Source organism: Winogradskyella echinorum, assembly GCF_014297365.1.
GTDB lineage: Bacteria > Bacteroidota > Bacteroidia > Flavobacteriales > Flavobacteriaceae > Winogradskyella > Winogradskyella echinorum.
Genome location: NZ_JACOQD010000001.1, coordinates 326,633 through 346,548, shown reverse-complemented (window position 1 = coordinate 346,548; position 19,916 = coordinate 326,633). Strand labels below are relative to the sequence as shown.

Annotated in this window: 15 protein-coding genes and 1 tRNA gene; 15 read left to right on the top strand and 1 reads right to left on the bottom strand. The window is 32.4% G+C overall.

The genetic code is table 11. The features are described from left to right. Window positions 1–22: 22 nt before the first annotated feature. From H8K90_RS01520 to H8K90_RS01485, 8 genes are all read left to right on the top strand, one after another. Window positions 23–460, top strand: a complete 438-nt coding sequence (locus H8K90_RS01520) for a hypothetical protein (protein ID WP_186844175.1) — start codon at window positions 23–25, stop codon at window positions 458–460. Between the two features lie 160 nt (window positions 461–620). Then, window positions 621–3,131 carry a type I DNA topoisomerase gene (topA, locus tag H8K90_RS01515; RefSeq protein ID WP_186844174.1) on the top strand — a complete coding sequence of 837 codons (2,511 nt, stop codon included), beginning with the start codon at window positions 621–623 and terminating at the stop codon, window positions 3,129–3,131. A 5-nt stretch (window positions 3,132–3,136) separates the two neighbouring features. Further along, entirely contained in the window at window positions 3,137–4,303 is a 1,167-nt protein-coding gene (locus tag H8K90_RS01510; protein WP_186844173.1) for a formimidoylglutamase, read from the top strand. 165 nt (window positions 4,304–4,468) lie between these two features. Continuing rightward, entirely contained in the window at window positions 4,469–5,815 is a 1,347-nt protein-coding gene (porK, locus tag H8K90_RS01505; RefSeq protein ID WP_456294439.1) for a T9SS ring complex lipoprotein PorK/GldK, read from the top strand. 90 nt (window positions 5,816–5,905) lie between these two features. Further along, window positions 5,906–6,541 (top strand): type IX secretion system motor protein PorL/GldL, encoded by a 636-nt coding sequence (porL, locus tag H8K90_RS01500; RefSeq protein ID WP_186844171.1) that lies wholly within the window; start codon window positions 5,906–5,908, stop codon window positions 6,539–6,541. Window positions 6,542–6,593: 52 nt separating this feature from the next. Then, a complete protein-coding gene (gene porM / locus H8K90_RS01495; RefSeq protein ID WP_186844170.1) occupies window positions 6,594–8,168 on the top strand; it encodes a type IX secretion system motor protein PorM/GldM in 1,575 nt (524 codons plus the stop codon). Window positions 8,169–8,215: 47 nt separating this feature from the next. Beyond that, the gene (gene porN, locus H8K90_RS01490; protein WP_186844169.1) at window positions 8,216–9,127 is read left to right on the top strand and encodes a type IX secretion system ring subunit PorN/GldN; all 912 of its coding nucleotides are present in this window, start codon (window positions 8,216–8,218) and stop codon (window positions 9,125–9,127) included. A 101-nt stretch (window positions 9,128–9,228) separates the two neighbouring features. Beyond that, a complete protein-coding gene (locus H8K90_RS01485; protein ID WP_186844168.1) occupies window positions 9,229–10,275 on the top strand; it encodes an NAD(P)/FAD-dependent oxidoreductase in 1,047 nt (348 codons plus the stop codon). Here H8K90_RS01485 and H8K90_RS01480 read toward each other — a convergent pair. Continuing rightward, entirely contained in the window at window positions 10,265–10,648 is a 384-nt protein-coding gene (locus tag H8K90_RS01480) for a DUF983 domain-containing protein (RefSeq protein ID WP_186844167.1), read from the bottom strand. The genes H8K90_RS01485 and H8K90_RS01480 overlap by 11 nt on opposite strands. Window positions 10,649–10,758: 110 nt before the next feature. Here H8K90_RS01480 and H8K90_RS01475 point away from each other — a divergent pair, with 110 nt between their 5' ends. From H8K90_RS01475 to H8K90_RS01445, 7 genes are all read left to right on the top strand, one after another. Further along, window positions 10,759–12,669 carry an ABC-F family ATP-binding cassette domain-containing protein gene (locus H8K90_RS01475; protein ID WP_186844166.1) on the top strand — a complete coding sequence of 637 codons (1,911 nt, stop codon included), beginning with the start codon at window positions 10,759–10,761 and terminating at the stop codon, window positions 12,667–12,669. 70 nt (window positions 12,670–12,739) lie between these two features. Then, entirely contained in the window at window positions 12,740–13,879 is a 1,140-nt protein-coding gene (locus H8K90_RS01470) for an efflux RND transporter periplasmic adaptor subunit (RefSeq protein ID WP_186844165.1), read from the top strand. Next, window positions 13,879–17,076, top strand: coding sequence for an efflux RND transporter permease subunit (locus tag H8K90_RS01465; RefSeq protein WP_186844164.1), 3,198 nt, complete (start codon window positions 13,879–13,881; stop codon window positions 17,074–17,076). Before H8K90_RS01470 ends, H8K90_RS01465 begins: the two co-directional genes overlap by 1 nt. Further along, a complete protein-coding gene (locus H8K90_RS01460; protein ID WP_186844163.1) occupies window positions 17,066–18,382 on the top strand; it encodes a TolC family protein in 1,317 nt (438 codons plus the stop codon). Before H8K90_RS01465 ends, H8K90_RS01460 begins: the two co-directional genes overlap by 11 nt. Window positions 18,383–18,393: 11 nt before the next feature. Next, the gene (locus H8K90_RS01455; protein ID WP_186844162.1) at window positions 18,394–18,576 is read left to right on the top strand and encodes a CPXCG motif-containing cysteine-rich protein; all 183 of its coding nucleotides are present in this window, start codon (window positions 18,394–18,396) and stop codon (window positions 18,574–18,576) included. Window positions 18,577–18,708: 132 nt separating this feature from the next. After that, a complete protein-coding gene (locus tag H8K90_RS01450; RefSeq protein WP_246457478.1) occupies window positions 18,709–19,557 on the top strand; it encodes a leucine-rich repeat domain-containing protein in 849 nt (282 codons plus the stop codon). 168 nt (window positions 19,558–19,725) lie between these two features. Then, window positions 19,726–19,798, top strand: a tRNA-Met gene (locus tag H8K90_RS01445). Window positions 19,799–19,916 lie beyond the last annotated feature (118 nt).

Genomic DNA, 19,916 nt, shown 5'->3' with positions numbered 1-19,916 from the left:
ATCTTATTAATAAAGCGGAGCTATGAAATTTCAGAAATTTATTGTGTTTACTTTATTTGCATTTTTATTGTTAAACATGCAGTGTGATGAAGATGATGTGGTTTTACAATCTTATTGCAATTCTAATATAGTGGTAGATAACACCACATATCAAAATATTGATTCCGCATTTTTTAGTTTTATCAATATTGAAGTTGATGGAGATTGCTTAGTGGTTGAAATTTCATCTAGTGGATGTGATGGAAATACTTGGGTAATGGAATTAATAGATTCCGAAGATGTTTTAGAATCATTACCTGTACAGCGTAATCTTAAATTGGCTTTAACAAATGAAGAAGCCTGCCTTGCTGTTTTTTCTAAGACTCAAACATTCGATTTAACACCAATAAGGGTAGAAGGTGCTAATGAAGTTATTTTGAATATTGAAGATTTTCCAGAACCCATAACATATTTATATTAATTACAAGAATATTAACATATCTATTAAGAAGCCTTATAAAATATAAGGCTTCTTTACATTTTGTAACGGATAAAAACACGATAAAATGCATGCTATTTAAGACCAAATTAGGATTGTAACTTAATTTTCATATACATTTGTAACCTCAAAAAAATAAAGAATGTCGAAGAATCTAGTTATAGTTGAGTCACCAGCAAAAGCTAAAACCATAGAAAAATTTTTAGGAAAGGATTATAAAGTAGAGTCTAGTTTTGGGCATATTGCAGACCTTCCTTCCAAAGAATTAGGAGTTGATGTAGAGGGAGATTTTATGCCAAAATATCAAGTTTCTAAAGACAAAAAAGACGTCGTTAAAAGACTAAAGGATTTAGCTAAGAAAGCAGAAATGGTTTGGTTAGCAAGTGATGAGGATCGAGAAGGGGAAGCAATTGCATGGCATTTAGCAGAGACATTAAAATTAGATAAGGAAAAAACAAAGCGAATTGTATTCCATGAGATTACAAAAAGTGCTATAAATAAAGCCATTGAAAATCCAAGAAGTATTGACTATAATTTAGTAGATGCGCAACAAGCTAGAAGAGTTTTAGATCGAATAGTAGGTTACGAATTGTCACCTGTACTTTGGAGAAAAGTAAAAGGAGGATTATCTGCAGGTAGAGTACAGTCCGTTTCTGTACGTTTAATAGTTGAGCGCGAAAGAGCAGTTCAAGGATTTAAGGCAGAAGCATCTTATAGAGTGGATGCCGAATTTAAAACAGCCAACGGTAACTCATTTAAAGCAAAATTACCTAAGAATTTCAATTCTGAAAAAGAAGCACTTAAGTTTCTAAATGATAATATTGGTGCTGCTTACAAGGTTGCAGATTTGCAAAAAAAGCCAGCAAAAAAATCTGCTGCAGCTCCGTTTACAACGTCAACGCTTCAACAAGAAGCATCACGTAAATTAGGATTCTCCGTTAGTAGAACAATGAGTAATGCGCAACGTTTGTACGAAGCAGGTCTTATTACCTATATGAGAACAGATAGTGTTAATTTATCTGACGAAGCTAAAAAAGGAGCAGAAAACGAAATTGTTTCAGCTTATGGAGCTGAATATAGCAATCCAACAAATTATAAAGGAAAATCTAAAGGAGCTCAAGAAGCACACGAAGCTATCCGTCCTACAGATTTTGCTAACCATACTGTAAATGCAGAACGCGATCAAGCAAGACTTTACGATTTAATATGGAAACGCGCAATTGCATCTCAAATGAGTGATGCTAAATTAGAGCGTACCAATCTTAAAATTGAAATCGAGTCTAAAAATAACGTAAGTGAGCAGTTTACAGCTAATGGAGAAATCATCACTTTCGATGGATTTTTAAAAGTCTATTTAGAAGGAACTGATGACGAAGACACAGAACAAGAAGGTATTTTGCCAGATTTAAAGGTTGGTGAAAATCTTCAGAATAATTACATTACAGCGACTGAACGTTTTACAAGACCACCATCTAGATTTACTGAAGCATCTCTAGTAAAACAATTAGAAGAGTTAGGTATTGGTCGTCCGTCTACATATGCACCAACTATTTCAACAATACAAAATAGAAATTATGTAGAAAAAGGAACACACGAAGGTGATGAGAGAGCATACAAACAAATAGTATTTGAAAATGGTAGTATAAAGGAAAATTCACTTTCGGAAAAAACAGGTTCTAATAAAGGAAAACTTGTGCCTACAGATATAGGTATGATTGTAACTGATTTCTTGGTTAATCATTTTGAAAGTATTTTAGATTACAATTTTACGGCAAAAGTTGAAGATAAGTTCGATGATATAGCCGAAGGGAAAGAGGACTGGAGAGAAATGATGAAGGATTTCTACAAAGGTTTTCATCCTCAAGTAGAAGATGTGCAAGAAAATGCAGAGCGCGAATCTGGAGAACGTATTTTAGGTACAGATCCAAAATCTGGTCGTCAAGTTAGTGTGCGTTTAGGTAAATTTGGACCAATGGTACAAGTTGGCACTATGGAAGATGAGGAAAAACCAAAGTTTGCAAGTTTATCACCAGACCAACAATTAAATTCTATAACCTTTGAGGAGGCTATGGACTTATTTAAATTACCAAAAGCTTTAGGACATTATAAGGATGATGAGGTTGAAGTTAATAATGGACGATTTGGTCCATACGTGCGCTTTGGTAAAAAGTTTGTTTCGTTACCAAAAGGAGTAGATCCATTGAGTGTAGAATTAGATGAAGCAATAGTATATATTAAGGAGAAAGAATTAGCAGACGCTCCTATATATATGTATAAAGATTTAGAAGTTACAAAAGGTAAAGGACGTTTTGGACCATTTATAAAATGGAACGGTATGTTTATTAATGTAAATAAAAAATACGATTGGGATAATTTATCTGAAGAAGACATTGTAACTTTGATTGAAGAAAAGATTCAGAAGGAGATAGATAAGGTAATCCATAATTGGGAAGAAGAAGGTGTTAGAGTGGAAAAGGCGAGATGGGGAAGACACAACATTATAAAAGGGAAACAGAAAGTAGAATTGGCTAAAACAGTAGACGTTAGTAAAATGACTTTAGAAAAAGCACAAGCTCTACTCGAAAAGAATGCTCCTAAAAAGAAAACAAGAAAGAAGACAACTAAGAAAAAAGCAACCACCAAAAAGAAATAAAAACTATGAATTTTAATTTCCTTACGCCTGTTTCAGATGCGGTTTTAGCGCATAACGAACTTATAGCTCAACAAGCACTAGGAAAAAAAATAAAAGTACATTCTCGCCAAAATGGAATTCCTGATCTAGAGGATGTTCAAATGGCAATTATTGGTGTTCAAGAAAATAGAAATGATGTTAACTATATAGGAGCATCAATTAACTTCGATTCTATTAGAAAAACATTATACACATTATTTCCTGGTAACTGGCATACAACTATAGCAGATCTTGGTGATATTGAGCCAGGCGAAACAGTAGAAGATACATACTTTGCTGTAAGAACTGCAATTACTGTTTTAGTAGAAAAAGATATCATACCTATTATTATAGGAGGAAGTCAAGATTTAACTTACGCTAACTACAGAGCGTATGATTCAATTTTACCAATGGTAAATATTGTAAGTGTAGATACTAATTTCGATTTAGGTGATGCAAATCTGCCAATTAAAAACAATAGTTATGTTGGAAAAGTTATTGTGGAAGAGCCTTATAATCTATTTAATTATTCTACCATTGGGTATCAAACTTATTTTAACTCCCAAGAAGAAATAGATCTCATAGAAAAGCTGTATTTTGAGGCCTACCGTTTAGGAGAAGTTTCGGCAGATATAAATATGGTAGAACCATTAATGCGAGATGCACATATTGTATCCGTAGATTTAAAGTCTGTAAGAGCCGCAGAAGTTAGTGATAACCAAAAGTATTCGCCGAATGGATTTTCTGGAAAAGAAATTTGTGCAATAACACGATATGCTGGTATAAGTAATAAAGTATCTTCTTTTGGTATTTATGAATATCATAATTCAAAAAACGATAGTGCTACTTCAATGTTAGTAGCTCAAATGATTTGGTATTTTATAGAAGGTGTTAATTGTAGAGTGAAGGATGACGATTTCTTAAATGAAAACCATTATCAGAAGTATAGTGTTTTGGTAGAAGAAGATGACCTTACGTTTTACAAGAGTCTAAAAACTGGAAGATGGTGGATTGAGATACCATTTTTACCAGATGTTAATAATAAATTAAAAAAGCATACGTTATTACCATGCATGCATGCGGATTATGTGCTTGCTAATCAAGGTGAACTACCAGAACGCTGGTATAAAGCCTACAGGAAGAATAGCTTCTAATTTGTACACTTTATCGGTATTTAACATATTTTTTATCGATGAAATGCTTATTTTCAAGACGAAATGCAAAAAAAATGCAAAAAAAGTTGTTTATTCGAAAATATATAAATATGTTTACGACCTCAAAAATAATTATGACTAATTTAACCTCGAGTTACTATGAATATTAAGAAGTTTATTTTATTAACCGCAGTACTAATTTTATTTGCCAGTTGTAATTCTGGTGATCGCGGACAATTAGTAGGAGTTAAAGGTAAATCATGGCATCCAGAAAAGCCCTATGGGATGACATTAGTACCTGGCGGAGCTTTTATTATGGGTAAATCTGATGATGATTTAGCTGGTGTGCAAGATGCACCAACTAAAACTGCAACTGTACGTGCATTTTATATGGACGAAACAGAAATTACTAACAGTGAGTATCGTCAATTTGTAGAATGGGTAAGAGATTCCATTTTAAGATTAAAATTAGCTGAGATGGCTGATTTAGAAGGTAAAACTCCAGGTAGTGGAGATATCGGTGAATTTGCATATAAAGATGCAGATCCTGAAGCTCTAAATGCCTATGAAAGCTATATGCAAAACACATATGGTAATGAGCAGAGAAAAATTAATCGCGATGTAGATTTAATTTTTGATACTGCTGATTATCCAGACGAATTATATGCAGAAGTTATGGATGGTATGTATTTACCTCTTGAAGAATCATATAATGGTCAACGTACTTGGGATGTAAAGCAATTTAAATTCCAGTATACATATATGGATATTCAAAAAGCAGCCAGAAACAGAAATTTAAAACGTTCTGAAGTTGTTATACAACAAGAAGTAGAAGTATATCCAGATACAACCGCTTGGATTAGAGATTTTGCTTACTCATATAATGAGCCAATGCACAATGATTATTTTTGGCATGATGCTTATGGTGATTACCCAGTAGTTGGTGTATCTTGGAAACAAGCACAAGCATTTTGTCAGTGGAGAACGTTATACCATAATGGATACCAAAAAAGTAAAGGAAGTCAGCCAGTTAACTCATACAGATTACCATCTGAAGCAGAATGGGAGTATGCGGCACGTGGTGGCTTACAAGGAGCATCGTACCCTTGGGGAGGACCTTACACTAAAAATGACAGAGGATGTTTTATGGCCAACTTTAAACCTTTAAGAGGTGATTATGCAGCCGACCAAGCATTATATACTGTAGAAGCAGATGCTTATGATCCAAATGATTTTAACTTGTACAACATGGCAGGTAATGTATCAGAATGGGTGAATGGTTCTTATGATCCAGCATCTTATGAATATTCTTCAACAATTAATCCAAATGTAAACGATCCAGACAATGCACGTAAAGTTGTACGAGGAGGTTCTTGGAAAGATGTTGCTTATTTCTTACAAGTAAGTTCTAGAGATTATGAATATGCAGATTCTGCAAGAAGTTATATCGGATTTAGAACAGTTCAAGATTATATGGGAACTGAAGTAACTAAAAACGCAGCAACCAATTAAAAAATAAAATTTAACAATTAATAACCCAAATTAAATTAACCTACTTAAGTTAAACCATTAACTTAAACTTAAACTTAAACTAAAAAAATTATGGCACAAAAAGGTAAAATGACTATCACTAATATGGTCTACGGATTAGGAGCAGCAATTGTAATTGTTGGAGCATTATTTAAAATTCAGCACTGGCCTTTCGCTTCTGAAATTCTAACATTAGGAATGGTGGTTGAAGCACTTGTATTTACATATTCAGCTTTTGAAAGACAACAAGGCGACTTAGATTGGTCTTTAGTATATCCAGAATTAGCTGGAGGACAAGCTGTAGGAGGTAAAAAGAAAAAAGAAGAGCCTAAAGATGCAGAAGGTTTATTATCTAAAAAATTAGATAACTTATTAAAAGAAGCTAAGATTGATGGTGAGCTTATGGCTAGCTTAGGTACAAGTATTAAAAACTTCGAAGGAGCTGCAAAAGGTATTTCACCAACTGTAGATTCTATGCAAGCACAAAAGAAATATAGTGAAGAAATGTCTCTTGCTGCAGCGCAAATGGAGTCTTTAAATAGTCTTTACAAAGTACAGATGGAAAGCGCTAATCGCCAAGCGGCAATTAACGAAGAAGCAGTTGAAAATGCAACTAAGTTAAAAGAACAAATGCAATCTTTAGCATCTAACTTATCTTCATTAAATGGAGTATATGGTGGAATGTTATCTGCAATGAACAAAAACTAAATTGGTTTTTATAATCGAAATTTAATTAATTAACATTTAAAAACCAATTACAATGGCAGGAGGAAAAGCATCTGCAAGGCAGAAAATGATTAACCTTATGTACTTAGTATTTATTGCTATGATGGCAATGAATATGTCAAAAGAAGTACTATCCGCTTTCGGATTAATGGAAGCGAAGTTTGTAGACTCAAATAAAGATGCTACAGAAAAGAACTCGGCTTTATTAGCAGATTTAGCTACAAAAGCAGAAGAGAAACCAGAAGATTTTGCTGTTCCAGCTAATAAAGCTAAACAAGTAAGCGTTGTCTCTGATAGATTCTTCAGATACATTGAAACATTAAAGCAAGATTTATTAAAATCTGGTGGATATGAAGTAGATCCAGAAACTGGTAAATTACCATTTGAAGAAATGGATAAAACCGATATTCTTGACGAGAAGTGGTTTACTGGTGATCGTCCAACTAAAGCAGGTCAAGCTGTATTAGCTGAGATTGAAAAGTATAAGAAAGATATTAAAGATATTTTAGGTTCTGATGTTAAATATCAAAAAGCAATTCAGAGTTTTGATAAACGTTTTAATACCGATAAAGTTCCTAATAAAGATGGTAAAAAAATCGATTGGTTAGATTACCATTACAAAGGATTTCCAGCTATTGCATCTTATACTAAATTAACTGCAATGCAAAATGATGTTAAAGTTACTGAAGCTAATATGTTTAACCTGTTTTTAGGTAATACATTAGATGCAGCGGTTTCACTTAAAAAATATCAGGCAATTGTATTAGCAGATAAATCAGCATTTTTTGCAGGAGAGAAATTTCAAGGTAAAGTAGTTTTAGGTAAATACGCTAATGTAACACCTACTAAATTATCTGTGCAGGGTAACGAAATAGATATTTCTAACGCTGTAGATTCTACAGGTGCTGCAAAATTAGATTTTAATGTTGGTAATGTTGGTGAGCATCAAATAGACGGTAAATTTACTTTCTTAGAAGATGGTAAGCCTTTAGAAATTCCAATTGTCGGAAACTATGTTGTAGTTCCAAGACCAAACTCTGCAACAATTTCTGCAGATAAGATGAACGTAGTTTATCGTGGTGTTGCTAACCCAATGACAATTTCTTTTGCTGGTGTACCAGATAATAAAGTAGCTGCATCAGGTACTGGTTTATCAAAAGGATCAGGTGTTGGTAAATATGTTATGAATCCAGGATCTGGTAGAGAGGTTACAATTAATGTAACAGCAACTTTAGATGATGGCTCAAAAGCTAGTGATAGAAAAACGTTTAGAATTAAAGATATTCCTAAGCCTACAGGAACAATTGCAGGTAAAGATGGTTTAGTTAGATTACCTAAGCGAAATGTTGAGATAGGTACAGTAGGTGCTAAATTAGATGATTTTGTATTCGATTTACCTATTAACGTAACGTCGTTTAAAGTGAAAGTACCTGGTCAACCTACAGTTTCTGTAGCTGGCACAAAAATGAATGCACAAGCTAAAGCGGCTATTAAAAGAGCTCGTAAAGGAGATGTTATTGCAATATTCGATATTAAAGCTAAGATTAAAGGCAATTCTAAGTATCAATTAAAAGGTGTATCTCCAGTCACGGTTGAGGTAACAAATTAATCGATAATTTAAATAAAATAAAATCCCAAATTATAATATAAAATAAGATGAATTTAAAAAGCTTTTTATGTATAGGATTAGGAGTTGTAGCTACAAACTTTATGTTTGCTCAAGCCAATGTCCTAAATGCAAAAATACCAGAAGAAATTGGTATGAAAACCGAAGCACAGTTACTTCTAGATAATGATAAGCCATTAGAATATGGTTATGTTGGAGATAGAGATATCTTATTTTCTAAAATGATCTGGGAGAAAGTGGTTCTAGATGAGCGTGTTAATTTTCCTTTGTATTTTCCGATTGAAGATAATTTAGGTGATGACAGAAAATCATTATACCGCGTATTAATGGATAACATTGAAAGTGGTATGATATCTAAAGTTTATGCGGATGCGTATTTTACGGAAGAACGAACTATGGAAGATCTTGCTCCTTCTTTAAAGAAAGAGGAGATTACTGATGAAGGAATTGATTGGATGAATGCCGAAGGTATTTCAGATACATCTCAAGTTCCTGAAGAATTCATAATTCGTCGTGAAATTGGAGCAGCAGATATTAGTTCTTACCTTATTAAAGGCCTATGGTATTTTGATAAGCGTCAAGGAGAATTAAAGTATCGTATACTTGCTATTGCACCAGCAGCACCAGACGTTAACTTTATTGATTCTGATGATGAAGCTAATAAAGAACCTATCGGCTTATTTTGGGTATTTTATCCAGAGATAAGAGATATTATGCACGATGCTAAAGCATTTAATAATAAAAATAGTGCTGTACCATTGTCTTTCGATCACTTATTAAATAGTAGACGTTTTAGTGGATTAATCTACAAAGAAGAAAATGTTTATGGAGACAGAGAGGTAAAGGAGTATGTTGCTGAAAATGCTTTAATGCAACTTTTAGAATCAGAACGTATCAAAGATAAGATTAGAAACTTTGAACAAGATATGTGGAGTTACTAGTTAACTTACACTGATAATAATATAAACGCTCACTTTTTAAGTGGGCGTTTTTTGTTTATCATTCCTGCGTAGGCAGGAATCTTTTTGATATTTTCGCAAATGTGAAACAAGTAGATTACATTATCGTTGGTTGTGGTTTAGCAAGTATCGCTTTTTGCGAACAATTAAGAAAGCATAATAAATCGTTTGTGGTTTTTGACGACTGTTCGCAAAAGTCTTCAATAGTAGCAGCCGGATTATATAATCCGGTTATTCTTAAGCGCTTCTCTGAGGTATGGAAAGCTAAAGAACAGTTAAACCGCTCTTTGCCTTTATACAAAAAACTTGAAAAGGATTTAAATATCAAAATAGACTATAAACTTAGAATATTAAGACGTTTCTTTTCTATCGAAGAGCAAAATAAATGGTTTGGTGCTTCGGATAAACCTAACCTAGAACCGTTTCTTTCAACACAATTGGTTAAGAATACAAATTCTCATATTAATGCGCCTTTTGGATTTGGCGAAGTTTTACATGCAGGTCGCATAGATACCGAAACCTTAATTATAAATTATAAAGCCTTTTTAAAGCAAAACAATTATTTAGAAGAGGTTGCTTTTAATTACAGTAATGTTCAATTTGAAACTAACCTAATTCAATACAAAAACTATCAAGGATCACACCTTATTTTTGCAGAAGGTTTTGGGGTAAAAAATAATCCATTTTTTAAGCATATTCCAATAACAGGATCTAAAGGTGAAATTCTAACCATAAAAGCGCCAGATTTAAAAATAGATTATGCTGTAAAATCTTCGGTATTTGTGATTCCCTTGGGTAATGATTTATATAATGTTGGTGCCACTTATAATAATGAAGATAAAACTAACACACCGACAGAAGCTGCAAAAGAAGAATTACTTTCAAAATTAAAAACGTTTGTAAAGTGCAATTTTGAAGTGGTTAATCACGTAGCAGGAATTAGGCCAACTGTAAAAGATCGAAGACCTTTAGTTGGTAGACATTTTGAATACAAAAATCTATATGTTTTAAATGGTTTAGGAACGAGAGGTGTTATGATTGCTCCCTTTGTAGCACAGAAACTATTTCAATTTATTGAAAATAACGAAACGTTAGATACAGAAATCGATGTTAATAGGTTTACTTCTTAACTAAGGATTTATCATAACTCATAAAAAGGTTAATCCAAATATTTCTCGATAACCTCATAATAATTGGCATAAAACCAACTAAGGTGGCAACTATTGCTATAAATGCAGTTACTAAAGAGGATTCAAATATCAAATAGCTATTTACAAAGGCAGCCACAGCAAAAGCAATACCAACGCCATAACTTACATACATGGAACCATAAAAAAAGGAAGGCTCCATTCTATATCTAGTATTACAGTGAGAACACTTATCGTGAATGGTTAAAATTTCGGATAGTGCGTATGGGTTTTTGTTAACATACATAGATTCTTGGTGGCATTTTGGACAAGCACCATAAAGAATACTATACAATTTCATTCCTTTTTTAATCATATTTATTAGCTTACTTTTGCACTTTTTAATACAAGGCAAAGATAATTTTTTATTATCGATGAATTGTAACAATTGTAACGTTTATTACAATTGTAATATTTATAAAAGTTATGCTAAATATCCATAATCTATCTATATCCTTTCAAGGCGAATATCTCTTTGAAGAAATTACTTTTAAACTAGGTCTAGGCGACCGTATAGGTTTAATTGGTAAGAATGGTGCAGGTAAATCTACTATGCTAAGAATTCTATCAAAAGAACAAGAAGCAGATACAGGTCAAATAGCTGCAGATAAAGATTTAAAGATAGGATTCTTAAAACAAGATATAGACTTTGATTTTGGTAAAACCGTTTTAGAAGAATCCTATGAAGCTTTTAAAGAAATTAAAGCATGTGAAGCTAAACTAGAGCAAATTAATATACAGTTAGCAGAACGTACCGACTATGAAAGCGAATCTTACAATCAATTAATGATTGATTTAAATGAAATTCAGCATCAATACGAAATCTTAGGAGGTTATAATTATCAGGGTGATACAGAAAAAATTCTTCAAGGTTTAGGTTTTAAACGCGAAGATTTTAATAAACTCACAGATACATTTTCAGGAGGTTGGAGAATGCGTATAGAATTAGCAAAACTTTTACTTCAAAATAATGATTTATTGTTATTGGATGAGCCAACTAACCACTTAGATATCGAATCTATTATATGGTTAGAAAATTTCCTTAAAAGCTATAGTGGTGCAGTTGTAATTGTATCTCACGATAAAATGTTTTTAGATAATGTGACCAATCGTACTATTGAGATTTCGCTTGGGCGTATATACGATTATAATAAGCCATACACTAAATTTTTGGCGTTGCGAAAAGAAATGAAAATTCAGCAATTGGCTGCGCAAAAAAATCAGGAAAAACAGATTCAACAAACTGAAAAGCTTATTGAGAAATTTAGAGCCAAAGCCTCTAAAGCCACGATGGCTCAGTCCTTAATTAAAAAGCTTGATAGAATAGATAGAATTGAAGTAGATGAAGATGATAATAGTGTAATGAGTCTTAACTTTCCAGTTTCAGTAACACCGGGTAAGGTGGTTGTAGAACTTGAAAATGTGTCTAAATCATATGGAGATTTACAGGTTTTACACAATGTAAGTTTAGCTGTACCTAGAGATATAAAAACGGCTTTTGTTGGTCAGAATGGTCAAGGGAAATCTACTTTGGCAAAAATTATAGTTGGAGAAATTGAACACGAAGGGAAACTGAATTTAGGACACAATGTACAGATTGGTTATTTCGCTCAAAATCAAGCCGAATATTTAGATGGTAGTAAAACGGTGTTAGATACCATGATCGATGCAGCTAACGAAACTAATAGAAGTAAGGTTAGAGACATTTTAGGTTCGTTTTTGTTTAGGGGTGAAGAGGTAGAAAAATATGTAAGAGTGTTATCTGGTGGAGAAAGAAATCGTTTGGCATTAGCAAAATTATTGCTTCAACCATTAAATGTTCTTATAATGGATGAGCCTACCAATCATTTAGATATTAAATCTAAGAACGTTCTTAAAGATGCGCTTAAAAAGTTTGAGGGTACTTTAATCTTAGTATCTCACGATAGAGATTTTCTACAGGGATTAACAGATACTGTATATGAATTTAAGGATCAGAATATCAAAGAGTATTTAGGCGATATCGACTTTTTCTTAGAACAACGAAATCTTGAAAACCTCCGTGAAGCTGAAAAGCGAACTGTAATAGCTAATAAGCCTAAGGAAAATAATAAGCAAAGTTACCAAGACCAAAAGAAGTTAAAGTCTTTAAATAATAGATTAAGTAACATCGAATCTAAAATCAATCAGTTAGAAAAAGATATTAAGTCCGATGATTTAAAATTGGCAACCAACTATGATGAAACCGCTTCAGACCCTAAGTTTTTTGATGCATACCAAACCAAGAAAAAGTCTTTAGAAAAATTAATGGCAGATTGGGAGAAGGTACAATTTGAGTTAGACGAAATTTCTAAATAATTATTAAGATTATTTTAACGCCTTAGCATAAGTATATAGGTAAATTTGCAATTTACTGACCATCTCAATTATGTTAAGAAAAGTTATTTTATCTGTTTTAGGCGTTGCATTAATTGTAGGCGCTTTCTTTTTTGCTAAATATCTTGTTGATAACAAAAACAAACCAAAGCCTGTAATTCCTAAAGTGGTTAAAACAGTGCTTGTAGATACTGTAGAGAATACGACTGTACCAATTGTAATTTCAGCAAATGGTAATCTTACTGCAAAGCAGCGCGTAGAGTTATATTCTGAAGTTCAAGGAATTTTTAAAACAGGTTCAAAGCTCTTTAAGCCTGGTCAAAAATTTAATAAAGGTGAAAGCTTAATTCGACTAGATGCTTCGGAATATTACGCTAGTGTACAATCTGCTAAAAGTAATTTATATAATAGTATAGCGGCAATAATGCCAGATTTACGATTAGATTTTCCAGATGTATTTCCAAAATGGCAATCTTACTTAAATGGTTTCGACTTAAATAAATCCACACCTAAGTTACCAGAAATATCCAACGAAAAGGAAAATTATTTCATTACAGGAAGAGGTATTGTTAGTTCGTATTACAACGTAAAAAATTTAGAACAGCGATTAACAAAATACAGAATAACAGCGCCTTTCACAGGAATTTTAACTGAGGCCTTAGTTACTGAAGGTACTTTAGTAAGAAATGGACAAAAACTAGGTGAATTTATAAACCCTTCTGTTTACGAAATGGAAGTTGCTATAAGTAAGTCCTTTGCTGATATTCTTAAAGAAGGTGAGAGCGTAAGCTTAACCAGTTTAGATAATACTAAAATTTATAATGGTAAAGTATCGCGAGTTAATGGAAGTATTGATGCCACTACACAGACAATTACGGTTTATATTGAAGTAAAACATGATGATCTTAAGGAAGGTATGTATCTTGAAGCTAACCTGAATGCCGAAAAGGTTGAAAATGCTATAGAAATAGATCGAAACTTATTACTAGATAGCCAAGAAATTTATGTAGTAAGAGATAGTTTATTGGATGTTATACCTGTTAAACCAGCTCATTTTTCTAATGAAAGTGTTGTTTTAAAAGACATACCAAACGGTACAATAATTCTAAGAAAACCAGTTCCTGGTGCTTATGCAGGTATGCATGTAAAAGCAGCAAAGAATAATACTACAACTAATGACTCTATTCAATAATGAGAAAACTAATTGAATATTTTATAAGATATCATGTTGCAGTAAATGTAGTTATAATTGCATTTTTTGTTTTTGGTATTATAGGAGCATTGTCATTAAAATCGTCTTTCTTTCCACTTACAGAATCTAAGATTATAAATGTAAATATTACGTATCCTGGTGCATCTCCTCAAGAGATAGAAGAAGGTATTGTACTTCAAATTGAAGATAATCTTAAAGGTTTAAAAGGAGTAGATAGGGTTACTTCGACTTCTCGAGAAAACAGCGGTTCAATAACTGTAGAAATTGAAAAAGGGGAGAGTCTAGATTTTATGCTTCTCGAAGTAAAAAACGCAGTTGATAGAGTGCCATCATTTCCTACTGGTATGGAGCCTTTGGTAGTTTCTAAGCAAGAAGCTGTGAGAGAAACTATTTCTTTTGCTGTCAGCGGAAAAAATATTCCGTTAGTAACCTTAAAGCAATTGGCGCGCCAAGTTGAAACAGATTTACGTGCTATAGATGGAATTTCTCAAATTGAAATTTCTGGTTTTCCTGATGAAGAAATTGAAATTGCTGTTAATGAAATTGACTTATTAGCCTACAATTTAACGTTTAATGAAGTTGCTACTGCAGTTAGCAGTTCAAATATTTTAGTAACAGGTGGTAATGTAAAAACGGTAGCTGAAGAATATTTAATTAGAGCCAATAACAAACAATACTATGGTAATGAGCTTTTAAATATTATTGTTAGAGCTTCGAGTGATGGTAAAGTAATTCGTTTAAAGGACGTTGCGACTATACGTGATCGTTTCTCAGAAACACCAAATGCAACGTATTTTAATCAAGAGTTAGCTGTAAATATTACAATTACAAGTACAAATAATGAAGATTTAATTTCATCTGCTGATAAGGTTAATACTTATATTGAAGAGTACAATCAGAAATACGATAATGTAACTTTAAATGTTATAAATGATAGATCTATTACGCTTAAGCAACGTACTCAGTTGTTAACCGAGAATGCTATTGTTGGTATGATTTTGGTTTTACTATTTCTATCCATATTCTTAAATACCAGACTAGCATTATGGGTGGCCTTTGGTTTACCGATTTCGTTTTTAGGAATGTTTATGTTTGCGGCACAATTCGATGTCACTATCAATGTGCTTTCATTGTTTGGAATGATTATCGTAATTGGAATCTTAGTAGATGACGGTATTGTAATTGCAGAAAATATATATCAACATTACGAAAAAGGTAAAAAACCAATACAAGCTGCTATAGATGGTACATTAGAAGTTATTCCACCAGTAGTTTCAGCCATTGTAACAACACTATTAGCCTTTTCTTTATTTTTCTTTTTAGATAGTAGAATTGGAGAGTTTTTTAGCGAAGTCGCCGTAATAGTGATATTAACTTTAGTCGTTTCATTAATAGAAGCACTTATTATTTTGCCAGCCCACTTAGCACATTCTAAGGCTTTAAGAGCCCAAGTGCCAGATGAAAATCCATCTAAAACAAAGCAATTTTTCTCAAAAATGAGAGCGATTAACAGTGGTGGTGATCGCTTAATGTCTTTCTTAAGAGACAAAGTTTATACTCCGATATTAGACCGAGTATTAAAGTATAAGATATTTTCACTTGGAATTTTTATCACTTTACTAGTTCTAACATTTGGGTCACTTGGTGGTGGAATTATAGGTGTAACACTTTTTCCAAGAATTGCTAGTGATGCCGCAAATATAGAATTGGTTATGCCGGCTGGTACCAATGTTAAAATTACAGATTCAATTATTTCACTTATTGAAGAAAAATCATTTATTGTTAATAAAGAACTTACAGATAAATACCTAAAAGGCACAGGGAAACAATTGTTTGAAAATACAATAGTTGATATTAGTAGTAGCTCTAGTGCACGACTTAGAATAAATCTATTACCAGGAGAGGAACGACCAGATGAAATAAAAGCAGACTTAGTAACCAATAGATTGGAAGAATTGGTAGGTCCAGTAATTGGCACAGAACGATTAATTTATGGTTCAGGTGGAAATTTTGGAGGAAGTCCGGTTTCAGTATCCTTATTAAGTAACAATATAGATGAATTAAAAGCATCTAAGGCAGAACTTAAAAAGTATTTAGAATCTAATCCATTACTTAAAGATATTGGTGATAACGATCCTGCAGGTATAAAAGAAATTCGGTTAGAGCTTAAAGAAAGTGCTTATTTACTTGGCTTAGATTTAAGAACTGTAATGGCTCAGGTTCGTTCAGGATTTTTTGGTGCACAAGCACAGCGTTTTCAGCGTGGACAAGACGAAATTAAAGTTTGGGTGCGTTACGATAAAAACAACAGAAGTTCAATAAATGATTTAGATGCTATGCGAATAGTTACACCAACAGGTGAGCGGGTAACTTTAAAAGATATAGCAACTTATAGTATTGCAAGAGGAGATGTAGCTATTAATCACTTAGAAGGCAAACGAGAAATTCAGGTCTATGCAGATTTAAAAGATCCTAGTACAAGTAACACAGATATTATAGATGATATTAGAACGGTGTTTATTCCGCAATTGCAATCTAAATATCCTACAATAAATGCATCGTACGAAGGACAAAATCGTGAAGCAGGAAAATTAACGAGTTCACTTTCTGTGGCTGGCCCAATAATTTTATTATTAATCTATATTACAATCGCCTTCACATTTAGAAGCTATTCACAACCGTTTTTACTCATCCTATTGATTCCATTTAGTTTAACAGCTGTAGCTTGGGGTCATTGGTTGTTAGATTTTCAGGTAAATATTTTATCATTACTTGGTATTATTGCCTTAATAGGTATTATGGTAAATGATGGTTTGGTTCTAATAGGTAAGTTTAATAGCAATCTTAAAGAAGGAATGAATTTTGATTTAGCACTTTCTGAAGCGGGAAAATCTAGATTTAGAGCTATTTTCTTAACCTCTTTAACAACAATTGCCGGTTTAGCACCATTATTATTAGAAAAAAGTAGACAAGCACAATTTTTAAAGCCAATGGCAATTTCAATTTCCTTTGGTATTGCCTATGCTACTATACTAACATTATTAGTTTTGCCATTGTTTTTGTCATTTAGTAATACGATAAAAAAGAATAGTAAGTGGCTAGCAACAGGTAATGAGGTCACTAAAGAAGAAGTAGAACGTGCAATTAAAGAACAAAATGAAGCTCATGATCATTAAAAGCAAACTTACAATTCTGTTTTTATTGTGTTGTATTTGCTTACAAGCACAAGAAATCTTAACTAAAGAACAAGCTGTAACTTTAGCTTTAGAGAATAACTATGGCGTAAAAATTGCCCAAAATGCGGTTTTAGTTGCAGAGAATAATACAAGTATATTAAATACTGGATTTTTACCAACAGTTACAGGTGCTGCAGGTGCAACCTATAACTTAGATAACACAGAAGCTGAGTTTTCTAATGGTGAAACAACAACATTAAATGGAGCTGAAAGCACGAGATATAACGCGAGCGTTAGCCTTAATTATACACTTTTTGATGGTTTAGGAAGACACTATAATTACAAACGTTTAAAGGAACAATATCAACTATCAGAATTGCAGGCCAGAGAAACGATTGAAAATACTGTAATACAACTTTTTTCTGTGTATTATAATGTTGCTCAGCTTACAGATAATTTAAATACTTTAGAAGAAACGCTTAACATTACTAAAGATAGATTAATACGATCAGAGTATCAGTTTGAGTATGGACAGAATACTAAGTTAGAAGTCCTCAATGCTGAGGTAGATATAAATAATGATAGTATTAATATCATTAACACAAAACAACAATTAAAAAATGCCAAGCGCGATTTAAAGTTAGTTTTAGGAGAAACTTATACTAACGATTATAATGTTGAAACAGATGTTCAGTTTATACTTCAGTTTCAAAAAGACAGCTTATTTGAAAAAGCAAAGTCTAGAAATGTAGCTCTACTTCAAACTGAAAAAAATATAGCCATTAGTAAATTAGATATTAACTCTGGTAAATCTGCTTACCTTCCAACAATAGGTTTATCTGGTTCTTATGGTTGGAATAAGAATAACAATAATGCAGCGTCCTTTGTTGCGGTTTCTACCAATACAGGCTTATCCGGTGGTTTAAATCTAAGTTGGAATTTATTTGATGGAGGATCTACTATTACGAGAGTAAGAAATGCTAAAGTAAATCTCGAAACACAACAACTTCAAAAAGAAAGTATTTTGCTTACTATTGAGCGCGATTTTAATAATGCTTGGGATGATTACATCAACAAGTTAGAAATCTATAATATCCAAGAAAAGAATATAGTAACAGCTCAAAATAATTTTGAGCGTACTCAAGAAAAATTTAAACTAGGTCAGGTTAATTCTATAGAGTTTAGACAAGCGCAACTAAACCTACTTAATGCAGAACTAAGCAGAAATCAGGCTAAGTTTTCAGCTAAATTATCAGAATTACAAGTGCTCCAAATTAGTGGAGAATTATTAAACGTTCAATTTTAATTGTTCATTTTATGGATGAGTATTTCTTTCAATGTCCTTATTGTTGGGAGCAAATATCAATGCTAATAGATACCTCTCAAAAACAGCAGAATTACATAGAAGATTGTGAAATCTGTTGTAATCCTATTCAAATTGAATTGACAATTGAAAATCAAGAAATTACAAGTTTTCAAGCAAATAGTATTGAACAGTGAAAATATTTAAAATACTGGAAATCAGTAATTTAAATTTTAAATTTATGTAGTTCATCGAAAAAATTTGCGCTTTATAGTTATTGCTTATATCTTCGAGATGATATTGTGCCCCTCCACATAAATCTACTAACTATGAAAACATTAAAACTGACCCTATTATGTTGCTTGCTTTCTGCATTTACATTTGCCGACGTTTCCCAATCCCAAAAAGACGTATTAGTTGAAATTTATAATGCAACTGATGGTGACTCTTGGACTAAATCATGGGATTTAAATCAACCAGTATCAACTTGGTATGGTTTAACCATAGAAAATGACAATGTCATTGCTATTAATTTAAGTTTTAATAAACTTAAAGGAAAGTTACCAGAATCAATTTCAAACTTAACGAGTTTAAAAATACTTAATTTATCTTTTAATAAATTAGAAGGTGAACTGCCAATTTCAGTTACCAAAATGTCTAGTTTAGAAGAGTTAAAACTGTTCTCAAATAATTTTGAAGGTAGTATACCTTCGGATATTGGAAACCTTACTAACTTAAAAACATTAGAATTATTTAATAATAATTTCTCTGGAGAAATACCAGCCTCTATAGGAAGCCTTTCTAAGTTAGAAAGCTTAATATTAAGTAGCAATTTATTAATTGGTAAACTGCCTTCCACGATTTCTAATTTAACATCTTTAAAGGTATTAAGTGTTTTTGATAATAATCTATTAGGTACTATCCCTTCATCTATTGGTGAGTTAACTCAACTAGAAGAGTTGGTACTATCTAATAACGCATTTTATGGTAGTTTACCAAGTGAATTAGCGCAATTAACTAACCTTAAAACCTTATTATTAAGTAATAATGGATTTAAAGGAAATTATGCTGCTTTAAAAATGAAGCTACCAAATATTGTTAATTTTGATTTAGATGAAGTGAATACCAAAGGAGCTTTAGCAACCTTAGACTCAGAGGATAACGATGACGATGATTAGCATAAAACTTTTTTATTTATAAATTAAAATGACGCTCTAAAATATAGAGCGTTTTTTTTTGTCTTAATGCTTGTTAAATTTAAAAAGCGTTGTATATTTGCAGTCCAATATTTCTGTCGGCATTATGAACCGTAAGTTAAAAGCTAAGTGAAATAAGGAAAATTAAATCGCGGGATAGAGCAGTAGGTAGCTCGTCGGGCTCATAACCCGAAGGTCACTGGTTCGAGTCCAGTTCCCGCTACTAGAAAACCTTCATAGAAATATGAAGGTTTTTTTATTTAAAATGCCTTTAAAACAATTAGCTTCTTTCAAGTAAATTCTTTCTATAAATAGTTTAAAACGATAAGGTTTTTATAAAA

Coding starts and splice junctions, on each gene's coding strand:
- porN (WP_186844169.1), top strand. CDS start 8,216: ATGAATTTAAAAAGCTTTTTATGTATAGGATTAGGAGTTGTAGCTACA.
- H8K90_RS01475 (WP_186844166.1), top strand. CDS start 10,759: ATGCTAAATATCCATAATCTATCTATATCCTTTCAAGGCGAATATCTC.
- H8K90_RS01460 (WP_186844163.1), top strand. CDS start 17,066: ATGATCATTAAAAGCAAACTTACAATTCTGTTTTTATTGTGTTGTATT.
- H8K90_RS01470 (WP_186844165.1), top strand. CDS start 12,740: ATGTTAAGAAAAGTTATTTTATCTGTTTTAGGCGTTGCATTAATTGTA.
- H8K90_RS01480 (WP_186844167.1), bottom strand. CDS start 10,648: ATGATTAAAAAAGGAATGAAATTGTATAGTATTCTTTATGGTGCTTGT.
- topA (WP_186844174.1), top strand. CDS start 621: ATGTCGAAGAATCTAGTTATAGTTGAGTCACCAGCAAAAGCTAAAACC.
- porL (WP_186844171.1), top strand. CDS start 5,906: ATGGCACAAAAAGGTAAAATGACTATCACTAATATGGTCTACGGATTA.
- H8K90_RS01510 (WP_186844173.1), top strand. CDS start 3,137: ATGAATTTTAATTTCCTTACGCCTGTTTCAGATGCGGTTTTAGCGCAT.
- H8K90_RS01450 (WP_246457478.1), top strand. CDS start 18,709: ATGAAAACATTAAAACTGACCCTATTATGTTGCTTGCTTTCTGCATTT.
- porM (WP_186844170.1), top strand. CDS start 6,594: ATGGCAGGAGGAAAAGCATCTGCAAGGCAGAAAATGATTAACCTTATG.
- H8K90_RS01520 (WP_186844175.1), top strand. CDS start 23: ATGAAATTTCAGAAATTTATTGTGTTTACTTTATTTGCATTTTTATTG.
- H8K90_RS01455 (WP_186844162.1), top strand. CDS start 18,394: ATGGATGAGTATTTCTTTCAATGTCCTTATTGTTGGGAGCAAATATCA.
- H8K90_RS01465 (WP_186844164.1), top strand. CDS start 13,879: ATGAGAAAACTAATTGAATATTTTATAAGATATCATGTTGCAGTAAAT.